The sequence below is a fragment of the Chlorogloeopsis sp. ULAP02 genome, from assembly GCF_038404745.2.
Classification (GTDB): domain Bacteria; phylum Cyanobacteriota; class Cyanobacteriia; order Cyanobacteriales; family Nostocaceae; genus Chlorogloeopsis.
The window spans coordinates 272,113-296,552 of record NZ_JAYKTT020000005.1; the positions used below are offsets into that span (position 1 = coordinate 272,113).

Here is a 24,440-nt window from a genome sequence, read left to right on the forward strand (position 1 = left end):
CAAAGCCATCACATTTTAGGTACGAACACCTCAACTGGAGCAGGAAAAAATTCTAGCGGCGGGGAATCTCCGTAGGCTTGTTGAAGTTGGGTGGGTGTTAGCGATCGCACTAACTTAAGCTGAATAGGCTCTTGGGTGATAGAGTTGACATAGGAGGCTCTTAAATACTTTTGATATTCAAGGCGATTACCAATATATATCTGCATAAAAGCTAAACTTAATGCCTGGATATACTCCCGTGTTAAATTTGGAGCAGGGCCAGCAAATAAGATATCTCTAGATGTTTGGGGAAGATTGGGGTTGCTTCCATCTCCTTGATCTGCTGCGGTATGCCCTGCTTCAATCATCAAAGCTAGATATTTTTCAGGAGTTTTCAGCCACAGAAAAGGATGAATTTGTTCTGGTACAGGAGCTGTGAGAATATCATTAGTAGCACTCATGAGCATAGTTGGTATCTCAATTTCGCTCATCCCTTCTGGGCCAAAAACTATACTAGTCAAAGGATTCACTGAAATTACTGCTCGAATGCGAGGATCACCCAAACGCCCATCTGTTGCAGGCAATTGTTGACTTAGGCACTGCAAATAAGTAGAGAGATTGTTACGCGTGCGATCAATAGCACAATCGTGATAAACTCGTGTCATGTTGAGCCTTGCTCCTGCCACTGCTAAAGCAGTGTAGCCACCAAAGGAATGTCCGATCATGCCTACATTTTGCAGGTTGAGACGTCCTTTCAAATTGGGATCTGAATGAGATAGCCATTCTAGTTCATCAAGTGTTTGTTGAACATCTTTAGGACGTTCAACAAAGTCTGTTGGGTAAACATTGGTGTTAATTAAACCTGCAAATAATGCCTCTTTGATCGCTTTACCACTGCCAATATGTTCCGGTATAGCAACTGCAAAACCATGAGTAGCTAAATGCTCACCCAAGTAACTAAATCCACTGGGTGTAGATCCCATGCCGTGAGAAATTACTACAACTGGAGCGGGTTGAGGCAAACTTTCAGGGATGTATAAATTTACCTTGAACTTACGGATAATTCGCTCTCCTCTGAGCGTTGGCATAGAACGCTGTAATTCTAGCGTGCGTTGAAGAAATTGGAATTTTCCTGATTTTCGTGGATCGGGTGATAGCGAAAAGTTTATTTGAGGTTCGGCAGCAGCTTCAACTTTAGCTTGCAAAGCGATCGCCCCAATTACTGCATTTTTATAATTGATTAGTGTTAATAATAAATTTTGCAATTTTTGGATATTTGCAACATCAATGCGAATACCTTGTGCAGGGTAGTTTCGCATCACATCGATTAGTGTATAACTATTTGATTTGCTGGCAGACAAAATCCAGGCGGCGCGAATTGCATGAAAACCATTTATACCAGATTCCGTTTGGACATAGTGGCCTATTCGTTGCAGAAAATCCTCTGACATGGGAGCATAGGTGAGTTGAGAAACGGTTGTCACAGGAAGCTGACTGCGGATCTGCAACATTCGACGCAATCGAGCCATTGCTTGCTCACCTGCAAATCGAGCGTAAAACTTTAGCTCGTTGTCTACTTTACCAGTCTCAGCAAAAGTTCTCAGAGAATCTACTGTGAGAGAAAGCTTAAGTGGCCCATAAATAATGTATACTTGCTCCGCACCAAAAGCTGGTTTTGGCTTCAGTGTGATTGAAAGTATCCCCAAGCTTATACAGCAGAGGATTGAGAAGCAGTGAACTGCTGAGTTTCTCATGTCTTGAATAATATGTAAAGCTGGGTGTGAAGTCGCAAGTATAAATCAAGTATCAATATAAACTAACTTTTTAGTAATTCAAATGAATCTAAAAAAGCATTTACAGCCCGTGTCGGTGCATTTGCCTTTGGATATTGAACTCCCAAAGCATAAATTCGTCCTTCAATTAGGTATGTTCGCAGAGCGATCGCCTGATTCTTATTTTCAAACAGGAAGTCACGACCATTATATTGAGATGACTTTACAGGATTTTCCTGCTTGAGGCTAAACTGATTTGCAGATGTAATTTTCTCCTTGATAGCGTTAAAGATGAGTTCCGGGGAATTGCGTTGCGCTTTTGTGAGGTTAGAGGCATATGCTGCCAGATAACGCCCTTGATTAGAACTAGAAGACAAAGTGCGAAAGCTCAGTTTATCAGCTTGAGTGTTCAGAATCAGTGTTTCGTGACTGATCACCCCTGGTGGCATCCAGAAAGAGCAATTACCTTCTCGAAAGACAACTAGTTGCCAACTCTTGCCAGTTGGATCAATGCTGATAGCTGGATTGGAAGGGCGGTTGAATTGCAATCGATTCTCCGAACGCAGTCTTCCTTCTTCAAAAAAGCTGGCAAAGTCACTTTGTTGAGCAATGATTAATATTGCTGGATTCGTCATATCTGTTTGCGTCTGGCGCATCTCGACATTGAGTTCTGTTAATACGTTCAATGCTGATAGTGCCGCCTGATTAGCCAATGTTGTTGTCAAAACAGTTGTCACGCTCAACAAGACAACGATCGTACTGTGTGGAAGCTGAGAATTATTCACAAGTAATTCCAGAATATTTATAAGGTTGTGGTTTCTCGCCTTCAAAATCAGGCGTTGCTAAATCATAGTATGAATCTAGATGTCCAGACACGAAATTCTTCTGAGGGAGTACTTGTGGTATGGGCATCTCTACAAGGGTTTGAATAATTAACATCATCATTGTCATATCCCAAATCGGCAATGCCAAAATTCAACTCATAAGAATTAGATCACAAAATTATCTACCTTAGTGAGCTACTAGAGATGCTGGGAATGAATACTTCAGTCTGACAGTTTAATTACCATGTGTGTCATCTTTCTAATATCTCCATCAGAATCTGCTGAATCTATAAATGAACAGATAGCTCAAACAAATAAGAGATTAATAAGAAAAAAATAAGAGTTTTATATGTATCAAGCTCACCAACCTAGAATCTCTGCTACCCGACTCCATACTGTCATGGGATCAAATGGTTTTGTAATCACACCCGCAACTCCCATCTGTTCAAAGCGTTGGCGATCGCTGGGTAATACTTTTGCCGTCAGCAGTACCACTGGTATTAACTTGGTAGCAGTATCAGCCTGGAGTTGTTCAAAAAACTGAAACCCATCCATATCAGGCATTGACACATCTAAAAGAATCGCATCTAAGCTTTCAGTTTTAACTTTGAGCAATCCTTCTTGCCCCGATTCAGCCATGATTGCTTGCCAGCCAGCAATCTTTTCTAGGGAAATTTGCACAACTCTGCGGATATCTTTTTCGTCATCTACAACAAGAATACGTTTACTCATCCTACTTTCTAATAATTGGCAATGTGAAATAAAAAGTGCTTCCTTCTCCCACGCTGCTTTCTACCCAAATGTTTCCACCATGTTGTTGAACAATAGTTTTGCAGATAGCTAATCCGAGCCCTGTTCCTCCTTTGGAACGTGAATCGGAGACATCCACCTGCTGGAAACGTTCAAAAATAGTTTCGAGCTTATCTGAGGGAATACCACGTCCTTTGTCTTTGACGGAAAACAGAAGTACAGGAGATGGAGAGGGTGGAGAAGTCAAAAACTCAGAGAAAATCATCTCACTGTCTTCCTTCGGGTTTGCCTGTTCTGTTACTTTGTCGGCAAGTCTGTGTGTGTCTTGTATGTCTACCTGATCACCACCGCTTTTGAGCGGAATGATTTCATTTGTTGTCTGTTCCACCCTTAACCAAACAGTACTACCAGCAGATGAGAATTTAATAGCATTGCTTAACAAATTGATCAAGGTTTGCACGATCGCATCTGGAGCTACCCAGATTTGGATATTTGCAAATTGTACAGCAAGTGTGATGTCAGCGTCATCGGCAATTGTCTGTACTGATTCTGTTGCCTGCCTCACCAAATTAGCAACTTCGCATGCTTCCATCACAAGTTTGACTTTACCCGACTCCAGCCGTTCCAAATCGAGGATATCGTTGACAAGACGCACTAGGCGATCACTGTTGTTAAGTGCAATTTGCAGCAATTCTTTGGCTTGCTCAGGTTCATGATCTAAAACACCCATTTCTAAAATTCCTAGAGAGCCGCGAATCGCCGTTAATGGAGTACGAAGTTCGTGAGAGACAATTGAGATGAACTCATCTTTCATGCGATTAACCTTGTAGCGATCGCTAATATCTTGAATTTGCGCAATAAAATAAAGCGGTTGCCTTTGTTGATCTCTGACAAGGGAGATTTTCAAAAGCACCTGGATCGTTCTGCCTGATGAGTGGATGTAACGTTTCTCTGCCTGATAGACACGAATTTCACTTGCTAAGATCTGTCTTCGGCTTTCGAGATCGGGTTCGAGATCGTCGGGATGAGTGATATCCCCAAAAGTGAGTGCGAGCATTTCTTCGTCGTTATATCCAACAATTTCGCACAGGGAGGCGTTGACTTTGAGGAACTGTCCGCTCAGTGACACCAATGCTATGCCGATTGGTGCATTGTCAAATGCCTTACGGAATCGTTCTTCGCTACGACGGAGTGCTTCCTCTGCTTGTCGGCGTTCAGTTAATTCAATTTGTAACTGATTGTAAAAGTTAGCTTGCTGAATTGCGATCGCCAGTTGATCTGCGACTGCAATTGTCAAATCCACTTCAAACTGCTGCCAAGCAGAGGGTGGATCTTTAACTAGCGTCAGGCTTCCCCATACTTGCTGTTCAACTTTAAGGGGAACTGTCAAACAGGCTCCTTGATATTTCAAACAAGCTCCTTGATATGTTTGGGCAATTTCGTCTTCTGAGATAGGAGCATCAATCACAATTTGTACAATCTCAAACTGCTTGAGTTTTGTGGCTATGGGGTTAGTTGTATCAGGGATTTCTAACCCGACACTACTTTCTAAGCTCGGATCTTGGACATAATCTGCTACACTCACCCAAACACCGCGCTCTGGTAAATACTGCATAATATTTACCCGCATCACTTGTAAAAGCAAACCCACTTCCGAGACTGTAGTTGCAAAAATCGTGTCCAAATCTAGAGAATTGCGAATTGCTTGCACCACCCGATTGAGCGTTTGCTCTCGTTGAGCTTGCTGGCGAGTCTGCTGATATAGCTGACTTTGCTGTATTGCAATTGCCAACTGATTACTAATTTGTTGCAAAAAGTTTGCTTCTGATTGTTGCCACTGACGATGTTGAGAGCAGGCATGAACAATCAACAGCCCCCAAACTTTAGTTGATGAGTTTTCTGTGGTTTGCACAATAGGCGCAACTATTTTAGATTTAACTCCAATTTCTCGCATAAATTCTACCAGACAGGAGCTAAAGTTTTCTGCAAACACATCATTAACAACACGAGGTTGCCCTTGGCAGTAATATTCATAGCATTCTTTAGGAAAAGACTCATCAGCAAAAAGCATTGACTCGGTAACTGGGTATTCTGGAAGTACAGCCTCCTGAATTACTTGCCCTGAGCCATCTTCACAGAGGCGGAAAATCAATGCCCGATCAGACTGGAGTGTTTGCAGCACTTCATTTACTGTTGTGCGTAAAATTTGCCCTAAATCGAGTGATTGACGGATGCGTTGAGTAATTCCTCTTAGTAAATGTTCGCGTTCAGCTTGTAGTCGTATTGCTTCTTCAGCTTTTTTGCGCTCTGTGAGATCGCGAATCAGCACTAAAACTTCATCGGCATCGAGCGGCGTGACTCGTACTTCTTGCCAGAGAGATTTTCCTTGAACGACAAATGGAAACTCGTAAATTTGAATTTCTCCTGTTTGTAGGGCATTTTCTATGGCAGCCATTCTTTGTTGTGCTACTTGAGGAGAAAGAACGGCTCGCACATTTTGCCCTACTACTAGGGGTGAGGCAGAGGTGAGAAATGCAGTTGTTGGCTTGACATCTAAATAAGTTCCATCCCGATGCATCCGAATCATCAAATCGGGTAGGGCATTGACGATCGCGCGATTCAGAGCTTCGCTTTGGCGTAGGGCTTCTTCTGTCCATTTGTGATCGCTAATATCTATTGATGTACCAATTACTTTAATGACTCGTCCTTGGGCATCACATAAAGGCTCACCTCGATAATCCAGGTAGCGAATAGAACCATCTGGGCGCAAGATTCGTAAATCTAGAATAAAGGGAATTCCTTGAGCGATCGCCTGTTCAAAAAATTGGTTGAGAATTTCTCGATCTTCAGGATGAACCCTTTGCAGCAGTTCGGGATAACTTGGTTCGCCTTGAGTTAGATCGAATCCCCAATGATAGAATGTTTCTTCTGACCAAGTAATATTTTGGTTCTCTAGATCAAATTCCCAACTGCCTACTTGGGCAACGCGTTGAGCCATTGTCAAGCGAGCTTCGCTTTGGCGCAAGACTTCTTCAATGTGTTTGCGATTGCTAATATCAAACGTAATTCCTAATATTTGTTGAATTTCGCCTTGTTCATCCAGTAAAGGTACATACTTGACAATAAATGTGGAAGGCTTTTGTCTAGGTAACCTAACGGTAAACTCTCCGGTTTGTAATTTTTTTGTCGAAATTGTTTTTTGCAGAATCGGCAGATAATGTGTAGTCAACTCAGGTGCGAACAAATCTTCGTCTCGATAACCAATAAAGCGATCAAGTGTCCATCCTGTTCGTTCTCGCGCTTTTTCATTGACGTACAAATAACGGCGATCGCGATCATAAATTACAAAGACATCGGGGGCATGATTGATAGCCAATCGAAATCTTTCCTCGCTTTGGCGCAAGGCTGCTGTTTTTTCGTCAACCCAGCGTTTTAGTTCTCGTTCGTAATCTGAGCGCAGTTTTTCAGCTTGACGTCGTTCTGTAATATCCTGGAAAGCGTTAATAACATAAGCTACATTGCCACTATCGGTAAACACGGGAATAGTGTGTACCTCTAACGGTTTTCGTCTCCCATTGACGACAATTTCAAGATCATCGATTAATGCGGTTTCTCCCTGCAATCCTCGTGTCGCTGGTAACTGCTCGGTAGGGTAAAGCTGATTGGTTCCTGCCACGTAAATCTGATATTCTTGAGAGTGTTGAGCTAGCCGGATGTCAGATACTAAACCGCGTCCGAGAATTTCTTCACCAGCTTTATTAATCAGAATCGGATTTTCTTGGGCATCAAAAACGCTAATTCCAATTGGAACATTACTCAAAAGGATTGCAAATTTGTGCTCGCTGGCTTTTAGGGCTTGAAAGGAACTATCAAGCTGATTTGCCATGAGCTGGAAAGCTTGAGCTAATTGAGCAACTTCTCCAACTCCACCTGTGGCGATCGGATGAGCCAAATCTCCTTTCGTAATAGCCTTGGCTGCTTTTTGCAAGCGACGCATGGGAAGAGCAATCCAGCAAGCTGTGACAATTCCTGTGCCAATTGCTAATACTAGAGTGAAGCCAGACAAAAATAGTATTCGTTGGTTGTTACTATCAATGTCTATGATCAAATCAGATTCTGGCAGTACTGTGACGATAAGCCAATCAAGATTAAAGCGATCCCGAAAAGGGTTGACTTGGAGAAATAATCGTTTACCTTTGACGTCAAACTGAAGTTGCTGTGGTGTTTCAATCTTGGTTAAGTCACCAAAATAGGAAAGCAAATGTTGGGCTGTAGAACGAACTAAGAGATCCTGACTTTCAATGGCTTTGAGTCGTCTGGTTTGGCTTTGATTAGCACTTATAAAAAAAGGTAGTTCGGAGGTTGAAGAAGCTACAATCAGTCCAGACCGCTCTAAGATTAAAACCTCTCCTTGTGTGAAAATATTTAGATTACTCAGGAATTTATTAATTTTTGTCAGGTTTATATCAGTTGATAAAACGCCTTGGAGTTGATTTGCTTGATCGTAGAGAGGATAGCTAGCGGCAATCCCTAAACCCATAGAAGCAGGGATGTAGTTATAAATGGAAGTCCATATCGGTTGACCTGCTTTGACAGCATTTTGATAGAATGGTCGCTGACTAGCATCATAATTTTGTTTATAAATAAATCGCTTTGTGCGGTTACCTTTGCTATCTACTCCGTATACATAAAGAGTCCCTTTGACAAAATTGTCTGTGAACGCAACTGAAAGCCCACGTTCATCATTCCCAGCGGAAATGTATCCGCCTTGAGGATTGCTAAAATGAATACTACTTACCGAATTAAATGTTTGAATTTGTTGTAAAAAATGGCGTTCTAAACTTGTGGAATTATTGATATCTATTTGTTCTAAACGGATAGCATTAGCGTTGAGACGATTAATGAGTTGAGGAGTTTCTAAATAATCACTCAAATAGTGCTGTACACGATCGCCAACTTCTTTCATTACCTGATTTGCCACTTTTTGTGTAGAGCGCTGCCAAGCTGCGTAGCAAATATAGCCAATGACTCCAACACTCGCTAAAAGCTGCAAGACAAATGGAACTACGAGTATTACACATAGCGGAATTTTGGCAAAATATTCTTGCAGGCGTTGAAATGAATTTGACGATTCGGTCATGATGGATACAAGCAGTAAGTATTGCCTCCTCTTGATTTGGCAGCATACAGTGCTTGAGTGGCGATCGCAATTGCATTTTGGAGAGATTTTTCTGGTGTTGGTAGAGTACTGGTGACACCTAAACTCACAGCAAACTGATGAGTTGTATTTGATGAATTATGGGGAATCTGTAGATTCGCAACTCTAAGTTGAATCCGCTCTACAACCTGTAATGCCGCGTTGGGGCTAGAATTTGGTAAAATCACGGCAAATTTATCCCCTCCATACCGAGCTACGAGATCGCTGTTGGGGTTAATGCATTCTTTGACTGCGTTGGCAATTTGCTGCAAGCAAAAATTTCCTGCTTGAAAACCGTGACTGTCGTTATAAGACGTAAAGTTATCTACATCACATAAAATCAGGGAAAGAGGGGCTTGCTCACAGCTAAGACGTTGCCACACCTGAGCGAAAAATTCATAAAAATATTGTCCAGAGGCAACCTTTGTCAGTGAATCTGTATTTACCTCACGTTGCACTGTCTGAGGTTCATCTTGGGGTAATTTTAGCTGTTGTTGCTGTGAGCGCGAATTGCCACCAGTAAAGCTACGCGATCGCTCAATCCGATTAATCACGCGAGTTACTAAGTCTGAACCGACGATCGGCTTGCAAAGAAAATCATCAGCGCCTGCTGCCAATGCTTGCTGAATGGAATCTATATCAGTATGAGCAGTGACAACTACAATCGGTAAATCTGCGTAGGCAGAATCTTGCCGCACAACACGACATAGGTCGATTCCGTCGAATGTCGGCATCTTCAAGTCTAACAGTAATACATCTGGTTCTGTAAATTTAAGTACGTGCCAAAACATCTCTGGATGAGGAACAGTCGTGACTTGAAGTCCGCAAGGTTGCAACAGCGCAGTGAGCGTTTTTAGCACTACTGGATCGTCGTCAACAACCATCACCTTGGCATCGGAGATTGTATTTTGTGCCAGAATTGTGGCGATCGTCTCAAATAAATCTTCTGCTACCGTTGGTTTGAGCAGATAACGAACATTCCGAAAGCGAGCAACACTAACTCGCTCATCCAAACGATCTTGCTTGGCAAGTACTAGCACTGGTATAGCTGGGAACTGCGACTTCAGATTTTGAAGCACAGACAGTTCATTCTCTTGCATAGAAGTACCCTGAAGACTCAACAAAATTACGCTGGGAACCTCTTGTACTTCCCAATGCCAGTCATTTACTTGCCCAGGAGCAACATCGACTCGAAATCCTCGATTTTTTGCTTCTTGTCGTAATGCTTCTAGGAATGAATTGTCATGATCAATAACTAACACCAATGGAGTAGAAGCAGTTTGTGGAGTATTAGTAGTTAAATAGGTTGGTGGTTTGGCAATTTCTTGCTTAAGTTCCTCCAACAAGTAACAGAACTGGGTATAAAGCTGCTCCCCATGAAGCGTTTCTTCCACCAACAAATGTTCAAGCGATCGGGCCAATTCCGATCCCCTGATATATCCAAATGTTCCTAAACCACCAGCCAATCGATGTGCTTCTTCTACGACTTGTTCTCGTTCTGAGGAGTCGAGATGATTTAGTTCGAGTAATGTTTTGGTTCTGTCCAAAACTTCAAGCCGTTTCTCCAAGGAAGCTTGAAAATCTTGGAGCGCTTCATCAAATAGAACCAACCCTTCTTGTCTGAGGTAACTTTCTTGTTGCTGTGTCCAATATACCTGTTCTTCGTTCTGTTTTTTTTCTCCTAGTGGTGGAACTCTTAACCGATATCCCAATCTATACACCGTTTCAATCACATCCTCCATAATGCCCGCCGATTTTAACCTGCGTCGCAAATCTTTGATCAGGTTAGTCACAGCAGCATCGGTGGGTGATTCATCAATTGACCATAGATGATCGATAATGGCACTACGACTAAAAATGCGTTGAGGATGGCGTAAAAATAGCTCTAGTAAACTATATTCCTTGGGGCTAAGAGTAATGATTTGTTGTTGATAAGTTACCTGAATTAAACCTGGATCGAGACACAACGATCCCCATTTTAAAACTGGAGATGAGACAGCACTTCCCTGGCGGCGCAACAAAGCACGAATTCGTGCTATCAACTGAGAAGGCTCACAAGGCTTTGTCACATAAACGTCCGCTCCGGCATCAAGTCCAGTTACAATATCCTCGTCTGAGTCTTTCGCTGTCAGGATCAAGATTGGAGTTTGACATCCCTGACGGCGTAAATGACGGCAGAGGCTGAGTCCATCTATCTTAGGAACCATGAGGTCAAGTAAGATGGCAGCATACTCTCCTTGATTAGCCAACTCCAAGCCCAACTGACCGTCTGCTGCGGTATCTACAGTATACCGATAGGCAGTCAGCGTGTTGGAAAGAAATTGAGCTACAGATGGATCATCTTCTATTAATAATATTTTCATGAAGGAATGACCTTCACCCAAGTGAACTCCTAGTAATGGTAATGTCCAGGGTTTCAATAAATCTGGATCAGAGTCAATAATAGTTTTTTGGGAATTACATCATCTTATATTCTTATCTACCCGTAACAGTATTTTTTAATCATCCTTTGGATAGATTTATATTGATGAACTTATAATTTGTCATTAGTCATTATTTCACACGAAGGACAAAACACAAATGACTAATGACGTTTATAACGAAAGATATACAACATCCAGCGTACATGATTTCAGTCTTTTTTCTTCGCGGGTTCTCCCTCAAATGGTTGTACTCCTGTTTCTGGGTAATTGTCATCTGGGGGACTAAAAATTCTTACGGCTGCGCTAGAAACATAACGAATAACTTTCTGAGGAAGCTCTAATATTGCTTGCAAGATTCCATGTTGCTTTGTATTGTTATTCATACAAACTTCTCCTGATTTTTTAGTTGAAATTTTATGCTTGAATGGCAAAATCTTGAGCAAACTGCTGTCGTGTGAGAGGTTCTGTCAATATTATTCCTTCACCACCCAGAGGATTCTCCTCATTTATGAGTTGCCCTTCTACAGAAAGAAATACTCTGGCTTCAGGCTCGACACTAGTGGCGGTATAAAGTACCTGCGCCACTCTACCAATCATCGAAGTACTGCCTCCTCCTTGAGTGAACTCTCCAGAGAGGTTCACATAAATTCCTGTTTTAGTAACTTGCAAATCAAGTAATCGAGTACCAGCAGGAATGGTAGTAGTTAAGTGAGAAGGTTTAGAACTGGTAAAAAGATTGTCAAATGCGGTTTTAAGAGCAACTTCTGATGAATTTTCTGGTTTAAGGGCAACTTCTTGTGGTATTAAACGAATTTGCTCACCTGTCACTTGCAGCCAGTAAATTTGTGCTTGGAGTTGTGTTACTGGCTGGTTAATTTCTGGCGTTGATGTCTTTAATGGCGTAGGAATTACTCTTGGCGGTACCTTTGCAACAGGTGGTTTTTGGGTTTGGTGAGGAATTACTCTTGGCGGTACCGTCATCACAGATGGTTTTTGGGTGTGGTAAGGAATTACAGTTGGTGGTACCGTTGCCACTGGAGCTTTTTCTACTCGTGAAGGAATAGGTGTTTGATTTACTGATTTAGGTGTTGTAGTTTGCCATGCCCACCACGCACCTCCTCCCACGGCAGCTAGCAGGAGTAGTGCAAAACCAACAATAGTCTCTTGATTAATTAAATGAATATGTTGGGTTTTCATAACTATCTCCCGCTGATTAATAAACTTAAAAATTTTTCCAGAAATATCTATGCTTTTTCTGACAATTAGCTCTCTAATAAAGACTTTTAAGTAGGCATAAGTAGGTAGGCAACAATCAAAGCAATGTGCGTTCAGGAATGTAAAATAGCTGGAAATACGGGCGGGTTTTAACAACAATTTCTCTCAAATAACGAAATATCTAAATAAACCTGTCCCGACGAATGACGACCTACCTAGTTAACTCTATTTGTACTAGCCTATTTATCAGGTGTACTGACTTCAGCAGCTGCACGAGTGTGCATTGTACCTTGCAAGTGTTGTTTGTACTGGCGCTGTTCAACTAAGGATTCTCTGGCTTCTTCTTTAACGACATTGCTAGTTTGATTTTCTAATTCTTTTAAGGTGCGGGCGTGCATTGTCTGTTGCAAGTGTTCTTGGTGTTGACGTTCTTTAGTCATTGCTTGACGTGCTGCTTGTTCTGTACTGAGATCGAGTTTTACTACGTTGCGTTTGGCTGCCTCAACTTTGGGAAGTGTAAGTGTGAGAACACCATTCTTAAATTCCGCTTTGATCTGATCGTTTTGTATTGGTATGGGTAAAGGTACTACTCGCTGGAACTGTCCATAACGAAATTCAGAGCGAATAAATCCTTTATCTGGTTCGCGTCTTTCTCTTTGATATTCTCCAGTAATTAACACTGCATCTGTGCTAACTTCTACATTTAAATCTTTAGCTTCAATACCTGGAATTTCAGCTTTTAGGATAATGTCTGTGTCGGTTTCTTTGAGTTCAATTGCCGGAACCCAAGCCAAATTTGATGTTGGCAACAAGCTTGTTGTACGCTCACCATGCATCCACTCATCAAACAGACTATTCATTTGTTGCCGTAGAGCATTAATTTCTCTTAAAGGTTGCCAATGAATTAAAGACATATCCTTTTCCTTTTTTACGCTTTATAAAACTTTGCTTTTGAACTAGTCAATTAACGGGGATCAACCGTTGTAAATTCCGGCTCTATCTTCAAGTTAGGAAAATAATTTGAGGAACTTGTGAGGATAGAAGAAGGGGACGCGGGGACGCGGGGACACGGGGAAGTAGAACAGATAGCATCAAATTTTCGGTTTACTGTCTATCTTGAGGTAGATAGAGATCGCATTACATCAGTTCAAAATTGATAAATATAAAGCTCTTTATACCTAATTGTGGCAATGGCTTTGAAGGTAAAGCGGCTGAGTCCAGAACAACCGCTGATCGGCAAACTGGTTCGAGAATTACGGCAAGCAATGAATTTATCTCAGGAAAAGTTTGCCCAGGAATTAGGAATGACTTTCCCCACGATTAATCGTTGGGAGAATGGACACGCTACACCTTCTCCTCTAGCACTGAAGCAAATTGACATTTTGCTAGGACAGTTAGGCGATCGCGGCGAGGCATTGCGAACAAAATATTTTCCAGAAGGCGAGTCAAAATCATGAGTGCAACGCAACCACAGGCGATCGCGGCAGAAATTTTTGTTGGCGACAGTGAGATGGCGCTACTCATGCGCTTGCACGATTGGACACAAACGCCCCTTGGCAGTGTTGAGCATTGGCCACAGAGTTTAAAAATAGCAGTTAATATCTGCTTGAACTCGCGTTTTCCAATGGTGATTTGGTGGGGTGAAGAGTTGACTCTACTGTATAATGATGCGTGGCAACCAATTTTGGGCAACAAACATCCGCAAGCATTAGGAAAACCAGGACAGGAAGTTTGGTCAGAAATTTGGGACATTGTTGGGACACAGCTGCGTAGCGTCCTCACGACTGGCAAAGCAACTTGGTCAGACGATCTATTATTATTAGTCAATCGGTACGGATATACTGAGGAAGCCTATTTCACCTATTCTTACAGTCCAATTTATTTAGAAACAACAGAAGTGGGAGGAGCCTTCACCGCAGTTGCTGAGACAACCCAGCGAGTCGTAGGAGAACGTCGATTAGCCACATTACGTAATTTAGCTGCTCAAACTGGGCAATCCAAAACGGTTGAGCAAGCCTGTCAAAAGGCGATACAGACTCTTTCAGAAAACTCATCAGATATTCCTGTTGCTCTACTTTATTTGTTAAATTCTGAGCAAACTCAGGCAAATTTACAAGCCCAAACTCCTCAAATTCAGGCTTTAATTGCCCCGGCAGAACTGGATCTGAACCAACCCAATGATTTATTTACACAAGCACTTGCTTCAGTTGTACAAAACAATCAACTGTTTATTTTAGAGAATGTAGCGCAATGTTGGGGAGAATTTCCAGTCGGCCCCTTACACATTCCCCTTAGGGGGGCGATCGCTATGCCAATTCGAGCTTCAACTCAAGACTCAATTGTGGGGGTGCTTGTGCTTGGGGTGAATCCCTATCGGGCGTTAGATGACGATCAACATCAATTTTTGGAGATGACAACGGGGCATATTGCTAACGCGATCGCTAGCGCCTTTGCCTACGAAGAAGAGCGCAAACGGGCTGAGGCTCTAGCAGAACTTGATCGCGCTAAAACCATATTTTTCAGCAATGTCTCTCACGAATTCCGCACACCACTAACGCTCATGCTAGGGCCTTTAGAGGATATGCTGGCAACTGAGAGCTTAATTCCACCCGAACAACAACAGCAAATTGAACTCATCCATCGCAACTCATTGCGATTACTAAAACTGGTGAACACCCTCCTTGACTTCTCACGCATCGAAGCTGGGCGAATCCAAGCGGTATATGAACCAACAGATTTAGCCGCATATACAACCGAGTTAGCCAGTGTGTTTCAGTCGGCGATCAAGCAAGCAGGCTTACAGTTTATGATCTCCTGCAAACCACTATCGACAGAGATTTATGTTGATCGCCAGATGTGGGAAAAAATTGTTCTAAATCTCCTCTCAAATGCTTTTAAATTCACCTTTTCAGGCGAGATTGCAGTAACTCTCAAGCAAGTGCATAACCAGGTTGAATTGACTGTGCGCGATACCGGCATTGGCATTCCAACCGCAGAATTGCCTCGTTTGTTTGAAAGGTTTCACCGGGTGGAGGGGGCAAGAGGAAGAACCCAAGAAGGTTCTGGAATTGGTTTGGCACTCGTGCAGGAGCTAGTACGACTACATGGAGGACAAGTACAGGTTGAAAGCATTGAGGGAGAAGGCACAACTTTCACTGTCACGATTCCGACTGGGATGGCTCATTTGCCCTCGGATCGAATTCAGGCAACACGAAACCTGGCTTCGACTGCCTTAGGTGCAGCTCCTTACTTGGAAGAAGCTTTGCGTTGGCTACCGGAAGAGGACACGGGAACAAAAAAACAAGGGCAGGGAGGGAAAGAAGACACGGGGAATTTTTCTCTCTCCGCATCTTCAGAAGCGTTTCCCCATCACCCTGTTACCCCATCACCCCTTACAGCTCGAATCTTGCTCGCCGATGACAATACCGATATGCGCAACTATGTAAAACGGTTATTGATCAGCCAGGGATATGAGGTAGAAACTGCCGCTGATGGGATGGCGGCGTTAGCTGTAATTGAGCAACAAATCCCCGATCTCGTCCTCACGGATGTGATGATGCCCCGATTAGATGGCTTTGGGCTATTGCGAGAGTTGCGAACAGCCTCAACTACGAGAGAAATTCCCATTATTATGTTGTCTGCTCGCGCTGGGGAAGAAGCTCGCGTCGAGGGGCTAGAGGCAGCAGCCGACGACTATTTGATCAAGCCATTTTCTGCCCGTGAATTGTTAGCGCGAGTTGAGGCAACCTTGAAACTGGCACAACTGCGACGAGAAGCCAGTCAACGGGAGCAGGCACTTAGGCTGGAAGCAGAAGCCGCCAAGCAAACCGTAGAAACCATTTTGTCGAGTATCAATGATGGGTTTTATGTCCTTGATCGCAACTGGTGTTACACTTACGTCAACGATCGCTATTGTGAAATGGTAGGAATGCCGCGATCAGCGCTGCTGGGGCAAAGCATTTGGCATCTTTTTCCTGATGCCGTTAACACCGATGCTTACGTGCAATTCCACCGGGCAATAACTGAGCAAACGCCACTCCAGTTTGATTATCTTTACGTCCCTTGGAATTGTTGGCACGATCATCGAATTTACCCTTCGCCTGATGGACTGACGGTTTTTCTGGCTGATATCACCGAACGTAAACAAATTGAGTCAGCACTACACCAACGAGAAGCGCAGTTTCGTCAGCTAGCTGATGCCATGCCACAGCTTGTTTGGATCACCAACGCTAATGGCGAAGCTGAATATGTTAGTCAGCAATGGACAGAATATACCGGATTAACACTCGAACAGACCAAAAATGAGAACGAGATTCAACAGGTTATCCATCCCGACGACATAGAGTTGACGTATGCGACTTGGAAAAAATGTCTTACATCTGGGACTTTGTATCAAACTGAATTTCGTCTCAAACGTTCCTCTGACAAAGCCTATCGTTGGTTCTTAAGTCGGGCGATTCCAATTCGTAACGAGCAAGGGCAGATTGTGCAGTGGTTTGGCACAAACACCGACATTAATGATCGCAAGCAAACAGAAGAGGCATGGCAGAAAAGCGAAGAACGTTATCGAGTTTTGACGGAACTATCGCCGCAAATTGTATTTATGAGTCGAGCAGATGGCTACCTCACTTATTACAATCAAAGGGGACTAGAATTTATCGGTCGATCGCTCGAAGAGTTGCAAGGTGATGGTTGGGCTGAGTATATTCATCCAGAGTATCGCGATCGCGTTTACAAAGTTTGGCAAACTGCAATCACAGAAGTTTGTGAGTACGACATTGAAATTCCATTCCGCCGCGCTGACGGTGTTTATCGCTGGTTATACACCCGTGCGCTGCCCGTGAGCGATGAAAGCGGCAAGATTGCTTATTGGCTCGGTGTAGCCCTCGATATTACTGATCGCAAACAAGCAGAGGCAGAACGAGAACAGCTGCTGCAACACGAACAAGTTTTACGCTCCTTGGCAGAAGCCGCAGAATCTAAACTGCAAGAAGTTTTAGCAAGCATTCGAGAAGATTTTGTTTTGTTTGATCGCAATTGGCGAATTGTCTATCTCAATGCTCAAGCTGCCGAAACAATGAGAATGCCCCGTGAAGAGATTTTAGGCAGAAGTATGTGGGATCTATTTCCCGATTTGGTTGGAACTGATTTTTACGATCGCTTGCATCAAGTTGTACGCGAACAAATTCCGACTCAGTTTGAATATTACTATTCTACATGGGATCGCTGGTTTGAAAATCGAGTATATCCAACCCCCGATGGCATTGTGAATCTTTGCATTGATATTACTGCTGCCAAACGCCTTGAGGAGATTCGCAAACGCACCGAAGAAGAACTGCGGCAAAAGAATGCGATTTTGAACGTGATTAATGAGTCGGCACCCACACCAATTTTTGTCAAGGATCGACAAGGACATATCATCTATGCTAATCCTGCCACGCTGGAAGTACTCGGTAAAACTGCTGAGGAGGTAATTGGTTATCGAGATTGCGATCTCTATCCAAACCCTAAAGACGCAGCAAGAGTAATGGAAAATGATCGGCGGATTATGGAATCCGGACACACGGAAGTGGTTGAAGAATCACCCGATGGTGTGCGGACATTTATCGCTATGAAAGCGCCCTACCGGAACGAGGCAGGGGAAGTGATTGGTTTAATTGGAATTTCCAACGACATTACCGAGCGAGTACAGCTCGAACGCGAGCGCGAACGGGTTTTGCAACAAGAACAAGCCGCACGAGAAGCGGCAGAGCAAGCAAACCGGATCAAAGATGAATTTCTGGCTGTATTATCCCATGAATTGCGATCGCCTCTCAACCCGATTCTCGGTTGGTCAAGACTATTGCAAACACGCCAATTTGACGCAAAAGGGGCAAAAAATGCTCTACAAACAATTGAGCGCAATGCCAAGTTGCAAGTTCAACTGATTGAGGATTTATTAGATGTGTCTCGAATTTTGCGAGGCAAGATGGTATTAAATGTTTGCCCTGTTAACTTGGTTACTATTGTTGAATCCGCTCTAGAAACGGTGCAACTGGCGGCAGAAGCCAAACAGATTCACATCCGAACTGCTATATCCCTCAAGAACACACAGGTTTGTGGTGATGCTGCCCGGCTACAACAAATTGTCTGGAATTTGCTCTCTAATGCTGTTAAATTCACCCCTGATGGGGGAGAAGTTGAAATTTGTTTGGATCAAATTGGTAATTATGCCCAAATTCAGGTTAAGGATACCGGAAAGGGCATTAATCCAGATTTTTTACCCTATGTGTTTGACTACTTTCGTCAAGAAGATGGCACCACAACTCGCAAGTTTGGGGGATTGGGCTTAGGTTTAGCGATCGTTCGCCATTTGGCTGAACTACATGGGGGAACTGTTGATGCTAAAAGCCCAGGAGAGGGACAGGGAGCTACATTTATTGTGAGATTGCCTTTGATGACTAAAGGTAAAGAGGCAACAGAAGAACATTTAACCACCGAGCAATCTGTTGATTTAAGTCAACTCACAATTTTAGTGGTTGATGACGACGAGGATATGAGAGAGTTGATCCAGGTGATTTTAGAGCAGCAAGGAGCGCAAGTGATAGTTGCAGCCACCGCAGCTGAAGTACTGATGGTGTTTGATCGCCAACCTCCCGATATCTTCATTAGTGACATTGGGATGCCAGAGATTGACGGCTATATGCTAATGCAGCAAATTCGCAGCAGATCGCCCGAACAAGGTGGGTTGGTGAGCGCGATCGCTCTCACTGCCTATGCCGGAGAGTACGATCAAAAACAAGCACTAGCATCTGGATTTCAACAGCATATTCCTAAACCTGTGGAGCCAGATATATTGGTAAATGCGATCGCCACTCTAGTAAATCGAAAGTGAAGACAAGAGTGTTAACCGAGCACAACATTATATTAAGAGCGGTGGCAGATGTTAAAAACTCCATCCCAAAGCTGATGCCACTTGAGGTGCTAATTCTAAAGGATTGAAGGGTTTGGCGATCGCTGCTGTCATACCTAGTTGGGCATAGCGGCGGCGATCGGAAGCTTGAATTTTAGCCGTCAATAAAATTACCGGAATCGATTTTGTTGCCGGATTATTTTGTAATTTCTCAAATGTCGCTAAACCATCCATATCTGGCATCATCACATCCAAGAGAATTGCATCTGGTTGAAAAGTCTCGGCTTTAGTGATACCTTCTTTGCCAGAACTTGCTGTCAGCACTTCCCATCCTGCTACAGTTTCCAAGCAAATTTTGGCAACTTCTTGAATATATTCTTCGTTATCCACTACTAAAATTTTTTTATTAGTCATTATGACCATCCTGTGCGGAATTTTGAGTAATTTCGTGTAGTAGTGTCATTACTCGTTGCTCAAATTCGTGGGGTGTTACTTGCCCTTTGTTGAGAAATTCCGTATGTCCTAATTTCAATCGTGTTCTTTCTGATTCTTCCAATTCTTTAGCCGAATAAACCATTAGGGGAATTTTACAAAGATGATGATGTTGTTGCAACCATCCCACAACACTGAAACCGTCGCCTTCCGGCAGAACTAAATCGAGAATGAGCAAATCGGGATTTACCTCTTGAGAGAGGTGGATTGCTTCCTTTCCAGTTTTGGCATGGAAAGTTTCAATATTATATTGCTCAAACAGGGTTTGCAGAACTTCTGCTAAGTTGGGATCGTCCTCAACCAACAGCACGCGAACTAGTTTGCAGGAATGTTGCAGCGCCTGTCGTAATGACTGAAATAACAAGCTTTCTTCTAGTGGCTTACTCACCCAATTGACAAAATCCTGCTTTTTTTGGCTAGTCTTGACAAGTCCACAGACACTACAAATAATGATTGGAATATTCTGAGTATCTGCTCGTTCCTTCAAAATTGCCATTGTTTCCCAGCCATTCATACCGGGCATCAGCAGATCCAAGATGATCGCATCTGGATGTTGAGCAGATGCAGCAGCGATCGCTTCTTCTCCATTAGATACCGCCACTACCCGATAGTGACGTTTTTCCAGCAGATTTTGCAATTCTGTACGAACTTCTGCATCATCGTCGCAGACGAGTACTAGAGGCGAATAGGGGAGGTACTTTGTGTCTGTCTCAAACACGACAGATTTTTCGACTTGTGCAGGCTGCCGTGCAGTATCTTGGGAACACCCCGATGTTAAAGACAGGGGAATCGTAAAGTAAAAAGTACTACCCTTGCCCAATTCGCTATCTACCCAAATTTGTCCGCCATGTTGTTGGACAATACTCTTACAGATAGCCAAGCCCAAACCAGTACCATCATGGTTGCGGGAATCGGAAGAATCAACTTGTTGGAAGCGCTCAAAAATACTTTCGAGTTTATCTGCCGGAATGCCACGCCCGTTGTCGTAAACAGTAAATAAGATGCTGGGGGATGGGAAAGACGCGGAGAGTGGGGGAGAAACAGATGAGGAAGATAGGGAAGAATTCTTCTCCGTGTCTCCTTGTCTCCACCTCCACATGTCCTCTTGATTCCCCCTATCCCCTTTCCCCTCCTCTGCGCTCAACCAAACAGTAGAACCAGCAGGCGAGAATTTGATGGCATTACTAAGAAGATTTGTCAGAGTTTGGACAATGCGATCGGGATCTGCCCAGATTTGTTGAGATAAACTTGAAACCGAGATGGAAACTCCTGCTTGATCAGCAAGGGGCTGCATCACATTTACTGCTTCTGCAATCAAGTCAGCAACATCACAACTTTGTTTTTCCATTTTGACTTTGCCCGACTCGATGCGCTCAATATCAAGGATGTCATTTATCAGCCTGACTAAGCGTTCTGTACTGTCTACAGCAATTTGTAGCAAGCGTTTTCCCTGCTCAGACTCTGGCTGAATTAAACCGCTGGCTAACATTCCCAAAGAGCCGTGAATTGAAGTTAGGGGTGTGCGGAGTTCGTGACTGACAACAGAAACAAATTCATCTTTCATCCGTTCCACTTGCTTGCGATCGCTAATATCTTGCAAGTAAACGGTATATACTATCTCTTGCCCCAGCTTTAATTTAGAAATAGAAGCCTCTGCTGGAAACTCCGTGCCATCTTTGCGGCGTCCGTATATTTCGCGGCGTTCTCCCATGCGGCGAGCAACTTTTGCAGAACTGCCGAAGTCTGAAACATAGTGACGATGTGCTTGGATATACCGTAATGGCAGGAGTAAGTCTAATGGCTGCCCAAGCACTTCCCTTTCCTCGTAGCTAAAAATTTTCTCGGCTCCTTGGTTAAATAAAGTAATATTTTGATTGCTGTCAATAGAAATGATTGCATCATCTGCAATTGATACAATCCCAGCAAACATTGCCTGCGAATTTCGCAGTTCTGCCTGAGCGCGTTGGCGCTCGTTTAGCTCAGATTGGAGTTGCTCGTTAATCCGAGTTAACTCTGCTGTACGCTCTGCGACTCGCAGTTCTAAATCGTCCTTGGCTTGACGTAAAGCCTGTTCTGTATGTTGTCTTTCCAATGCTGCCGAAAGTATATTTGCAACAGATTGAACAAAATTAATATCGCGATCGGTAAAAGTCTGTTTTGTTGTAGAATATACTCCCAAAACTCCATAGGAACCATTTTGTTTGGGAATCGGTACACTTAAGCCACTAATTATTCTATGTTCTCGGAGTAGAGCAGAAGGCTGAAATCGCGTTTCTGTGCGTAAGTCTTCAATAATAACTGGTTGCTGTACCACTAAAGTATAACCAGAGCCAGAAGAATCTGAGTGAATCTTTGCTTTGCCTACAAGTCCTTCACGCCAGCCTACACCAGCACATAACAGCATGGTATTTTCTTCGGGAAGTAATTTCAAGAGTTTGCAATATTCAACTCCCAAGTTTTGCGCCACTAGTGTTACTGCTTCATCCATGAGGCTAGAAAGTTCTTTGCCCAAAAGAGCTGATTGTCCTAATTGAGCTACTGTAGCTTCTTGACTAATGCGAATGTTGAGTTTTTCTTCTGTTAACTTGTCTTCATTTTCCAACAAGCGATCGCTTTGCTTCATTCCTCGTCGTAGTTTAATTCGTTCTAGACGATTGATGATCCGCGTTACCAATTCTGGCCCTACAATGGGCTTACTCACAAAGTCATCTGCACCAACAGCAAAAACCTGATTAACAATGTCGGCATCGCTGTGAACTGTCAAAAATAAAATTGGCAATTCGCTCCATTGGGGATCATTACGTACTACTTGGCAAATCTCAATTCCGCTAAACTGAGGAAGTTCCACATCTAGAATCAGCAAATCAGGATTTACAGTTTGCAGAGTTTCCCAAAAGCGGCGCGGATCTTCTAAAGTTGTGACTTTAATGCCCCAAGGATTGAGCAAAGTTTGCAATAACGCACCAATTTTCGGATCGTCATCTATAGCCAATATATGAGCTTCAGCGTAGGGAGCTTCTTGTAATACTTGCGTGACTGCCTCTAGCACCTGAGTAATGGGCATGGGCTTTTGCAAAAAGGTGTGTCCGCCTTTACGAGCGACTTGCAAGCGGTTGTTAAAATCACTTTGTTCTGTAAAAACTACTACTGGTACAGGAGGTTTACGCTGTTTTAATTCTGCCAACAGGCTAAAGCTGTCCTCAATATCTGACGAAACGCTTGGATCTAAAAGCACTACACTTGGATGCTCTCGGTACAGCTTATTTTTGGCTATTTCGATACTAGTAGCAATAGTAACTTCCAAGCCTTTGATTGCGGATTCTACCTGGATCTGTTCAGCAAGTAGGCGATCGCGATCGACTACCAAGATTAAGGGATACTCCTGCTCTGTACAAGGAAGGGCAGAAACTGTAGTTTGGTCATTACGGGTTATTTCTTGACGTAATTGCTCTACCCAATGCACAAACTGGATAGTATCGTCTTTTGTCAAAGTTTTCTTTGCTTTAAGTAAATGCTCTATTTTGCGTGCCAATTTAGAGCCAACAGCATAACCAAAAGTGCCTAAAGAACCTGCTAGAGTATGTGCTTCTTGTTGTGCTTGTTTGTACAGTTTTTGATGCAAAGATTTTTGGCGAGCAGCACTAGCTGCTTGCTCTAGTAACGCTACCTGTGCTTCAATTCTCGGTTGAAAGCGGTTCCACAATCCGGCAATAGCTTGGAGAGTCTGCTGCTGAGTAGATGTGGTTTCAGAAGAAGCAGTTTGAGAAGACGCGGAGACAACCAGACGCGGTGACACGGAGAGAGAACTATTCTCCGCGTCTTTGTGTCCCCATCTCCCCGCGTCTTCTTTCAGTGGCTTCAAACGATAACCAATGCCATAGACTGTTTCAATTAAATCTCCTGATGCTCCCACAGCTTTTAATTTCTGCCGCAATCCTTTGATATGGGTGCGAACAGCTTCTTCTCCAGGAGTATCCTCATAAGTCCACAGATGTTCTAAAATCATCCCACAGCTAAACACCCGGCGACTGTTTCGTAAAAATAGTTCTAACAGTGCATATTCTTTAGGAGTTAATGACAACAATTTATCAGCATATGTTACTTCACAACTTGTAGGATCAAACTGTAGATCACCCCATCCTAGAATTGGTTGTGATATTAAATTACCACGACGTAAAAGTGCTCGGATTCTAGCAACTAATTCCTCTTGATTAAAAGGTTTAACAAGATAATCATCTGCTCCTGCGTCTAACCCTATCGCCTTTTCGTGGCTGCTATCACAACCCGTCAACAACAAAATTGGCATTCGTAAACCGTGGGATCTGATTTGACGGCAAAGAGTAATTCCATCTATCCGCGGCAAGATAAGATCTAATAGAATTACATCATAATCGAATGTCTGTATTAAATCCCATGCTGCCTGACCATCTAAGGCAATTTCCACAGCATAATTGTAACTAGTAAGGACAGCGGCAAGTGCATGAGCAACAAACTCATCATCCTCGACAATTAATATTTTCATTGTAAAAAGTTAATGTATCTTGACAAGAGTTAGGAATTGCAAGCCGAACAAATTAAAATCCAAATCTATCAATGTTGATCTTACAAAGAGATACCAGACAGATGTAATTTTAGTTAATAAATATCTAATCTGAATTTACAAATTTTAAAGAGTGAAAAGGACTGGGGACTGGTGATTGGGTTTAAAAACGGAAAAATTTGAAAGGGCAATAATTTCTAGATGATCCAACATCCGGTGTCGATCCCTTAGCACGGCGATAATTTTGGCGCTTAATTGAAGACTTTATCCTTTACGGTACAATGTTTTTGGTGACAACGCACGACTTAGAAGAAGCAGAACACTGCCGTTGCATGGGTTTATGGTAGTGGATGAAA

14 protein-coding genes are annotated in these 24,440 nt (G+C 43.1%); 3 read left to right on the plus strand and 11 right to left on the minus strand.

What is annotated here, in order from left to right; genetic code table 11:
• Positions 1 to 8: 8 nt before the first annotated feature.
• The 9 genes from U2718_RS05235 to U2718_RS05275 form a co-directional block, all read right to left on the minus strand.
• Positions 9 to 1,685 carry an alpha/beta hydrolase gene (locus U2718_RS05235; RefSeq protein WP_341995702.1) on the minus strand — a complete coding sequence of 559 codons (1,677 nt, stop codon included), beginning with the start codon at positions 1,683 to 1,685 and terminating at the stop codon, positions 9 to 11.
• A 110-nt stretch (positions 1,686 to 1,795) separates the two neighbouring features.
• Positions 1,796 to 2,536, minus strand: coding sequence for a hypothetical protein (locus tag U2718_RS05240; protein ID WP_341995704.1), 741 nt, complete (start codon positions 2,534 to 2,536; stop codon positions 1,796 to 1,798).
• The gene (locus tag U2718_RS05245; RefSeq protein WP_341995706.1) at positions 2,529 to 2,723 is read right to left on the minus strand and encodes a hypothetical protein; all 195 of its coding nucleotides are present in this window, start codon (positions 2,721 to 2,723) and stop codon (positions 2,529 to 2,531) included. The genes U2718_RS05240 and U2718_RS05245 overlap by 8 nt, the downstream gene beginning before the upstream one ends.
• A 212-nt stretch (positions 2,724 to 2,935) precedes the next feature.
• Positions 2,936 to 3,307 (minus strand): response regulator, encoded by a 372-nt coding sequence (locus tag U2718_RS05250; RefSeq protein ID WP_341995708.1) that lies wholly within the window; start codon positions 3,305 to 3,307, stop codon positions 2,936 to 2,938.
• Between the two features lies 1 nt (position 3,308).
• The gene (locus U2718_RS05255; RefSeq protein WP_341995710.1) at positions 3,309 to 8,465 is read right to left on the minus strand and encodes a PAS domain S-box protein; all 5,157 of its coding nucleotides are present in this window, start codon (positions 8,463 to 8,465) and stop codon (positions 3,309 to 3,311) included.
• Positions 8,462 to 10,885: a response regulator gene (locus tag U2718_RS05260; protein WP_341995712.1), complete on the minus strand. Its 2,424-nt coding sequence runs from the start codon at positions 10,883 to 10,885 to the stop codon at positions 8,462 to 8,464. The genes U2718_RS05255 and U2718_RS05260 overlap by 4 nt, the downstream gene beginning before the upstream one ends.
• A 269-nt stretch (positions 10,886 to 11,154) precedes the next feature.
• The gene (locus U2718_RS05265; RefSeq protein ID WP_341995713.1) at positions 11,155 to 11,328 is read right to left on the minus strand and encodes a hypothetical protein; all 174 of its coding nucleotides are present in this window, start codon (positions 11,326 to 11,328) and stop codon (positions 11,155 to 11,157) included.
• Positions 11,329 to 11,359: 31 nt separating this feature from the next.
• Positions 11,360 to 12,142 (minus strand): GerMN domain-containing protein, encoded by a 783-nt coding sequence (locus tag U2718_RS05270; RefSeq protein ID WP_341995714.1) that lies wholly within the window; start codon positions 12,140 to 12,142, stop codon positions 11,360 to 11,362.
• Positions 12,143 to 12,399: 257 nt separating this feature from the next.
• Positions 12,400 to 13,074, minus strand: a complete 675-nt coding sequence (locus U2718_RS05275) for an Hsp20/alpha crystallin family protein (RefSeq protein ID WP_341995715.1) — start codon at positions 13,072 to 13,074, stop codon at positions 12,400 to 12,402.
• 117 nt (positions 13,075 to 13,191) lie between these two features.
• Between U2718_RS05275 and U2718_RS05280 the strand changes: the two genes are divergently transcribed.
• The 3 genes from U2718_RS05280 to U2718_RS05290 are packed head-to-tail and all read left to right on the plus strand — an operon-like array spanning position 13,192 to position 19,034.
• Positions 13,192 to 13,317: a hypothetical protein gene (locus tag U2718_RS05280; protein ID WP_341995718.1), complete on the plus strand. Its 126-nt coding sequence runs from the start codon at positions 13,192 to 13,194 to the stop codon at positions 13,315 to 13,317.
• 33 nt (positions 13,318 to 13,350) lie between these two features.
• Positions 13,351 to 13,617 carry a helix-turn-helix transcriptional regulator gene (locus tag U2718_RS05285; protein ID WP_341995720.1) on the plus strand — a complete coding sequence of 89 codons (267 nt, stop codon included), beginning with the start codon at positions 13,351 to 13,353 and terminating at the stop codon, positions 13,615 to 13,617.
• Positions 13,614 to 19,034 carry a PAS domain-containing protein gene (locus U2718_RS05290; protein ID WP_341995722.1) on the plus strand — a complete coding sequence of 1,807 codons (5,421 nt, stop codon included), beginning with the start codon at positions 13,614 to 13,616 and terminating at the stop codon, positions 19,032 to 19,034. Before U2718_RS05285 ends, U2718_RS05290 begins: the two co-directional genes overlap by 4 nt.
• A gap of 51 nt (positions 19,035 to 19,085) precedes the next feature.
• On the opposite strand, the gene U2718_RS05295 is transcribed toward U2718_RS05290, so the two are convergent.
• Both U2718_RS05295 and U2718_RS05300 read right to left on the minus strand, forming a co-directional pair.
• Positions 19,086 to 19,466 carry a response regulator gene (locus U2718_RS05295; RefSeq protein WP_341995724.1) on the minus strand — a complete coding sequence of 127 codons (381 nt, stop codon included), beginning with the start codon at positions 19,464 to 19,466 and terminating at the stop codon, positions 19,086 to 19,088.
• Positions 19,459 to 24,066: a response regulator gene (locus U2718_RS05300; protein WP_341995726.1), complete on the minus strand. Its 4,608-nt coding sequence runs from the start codon at positions 24,064 to 24,066 to the stop codon at positions 19,459 to 19,461. The genes U2718_RS05295 and U2718_RS05300 overlap by 8 nt, the downstream gene beginning before the upstream one ends.
• Between the last annotated feature and the right edge of the window lie 374 nt (positions 24,067 to 24,440).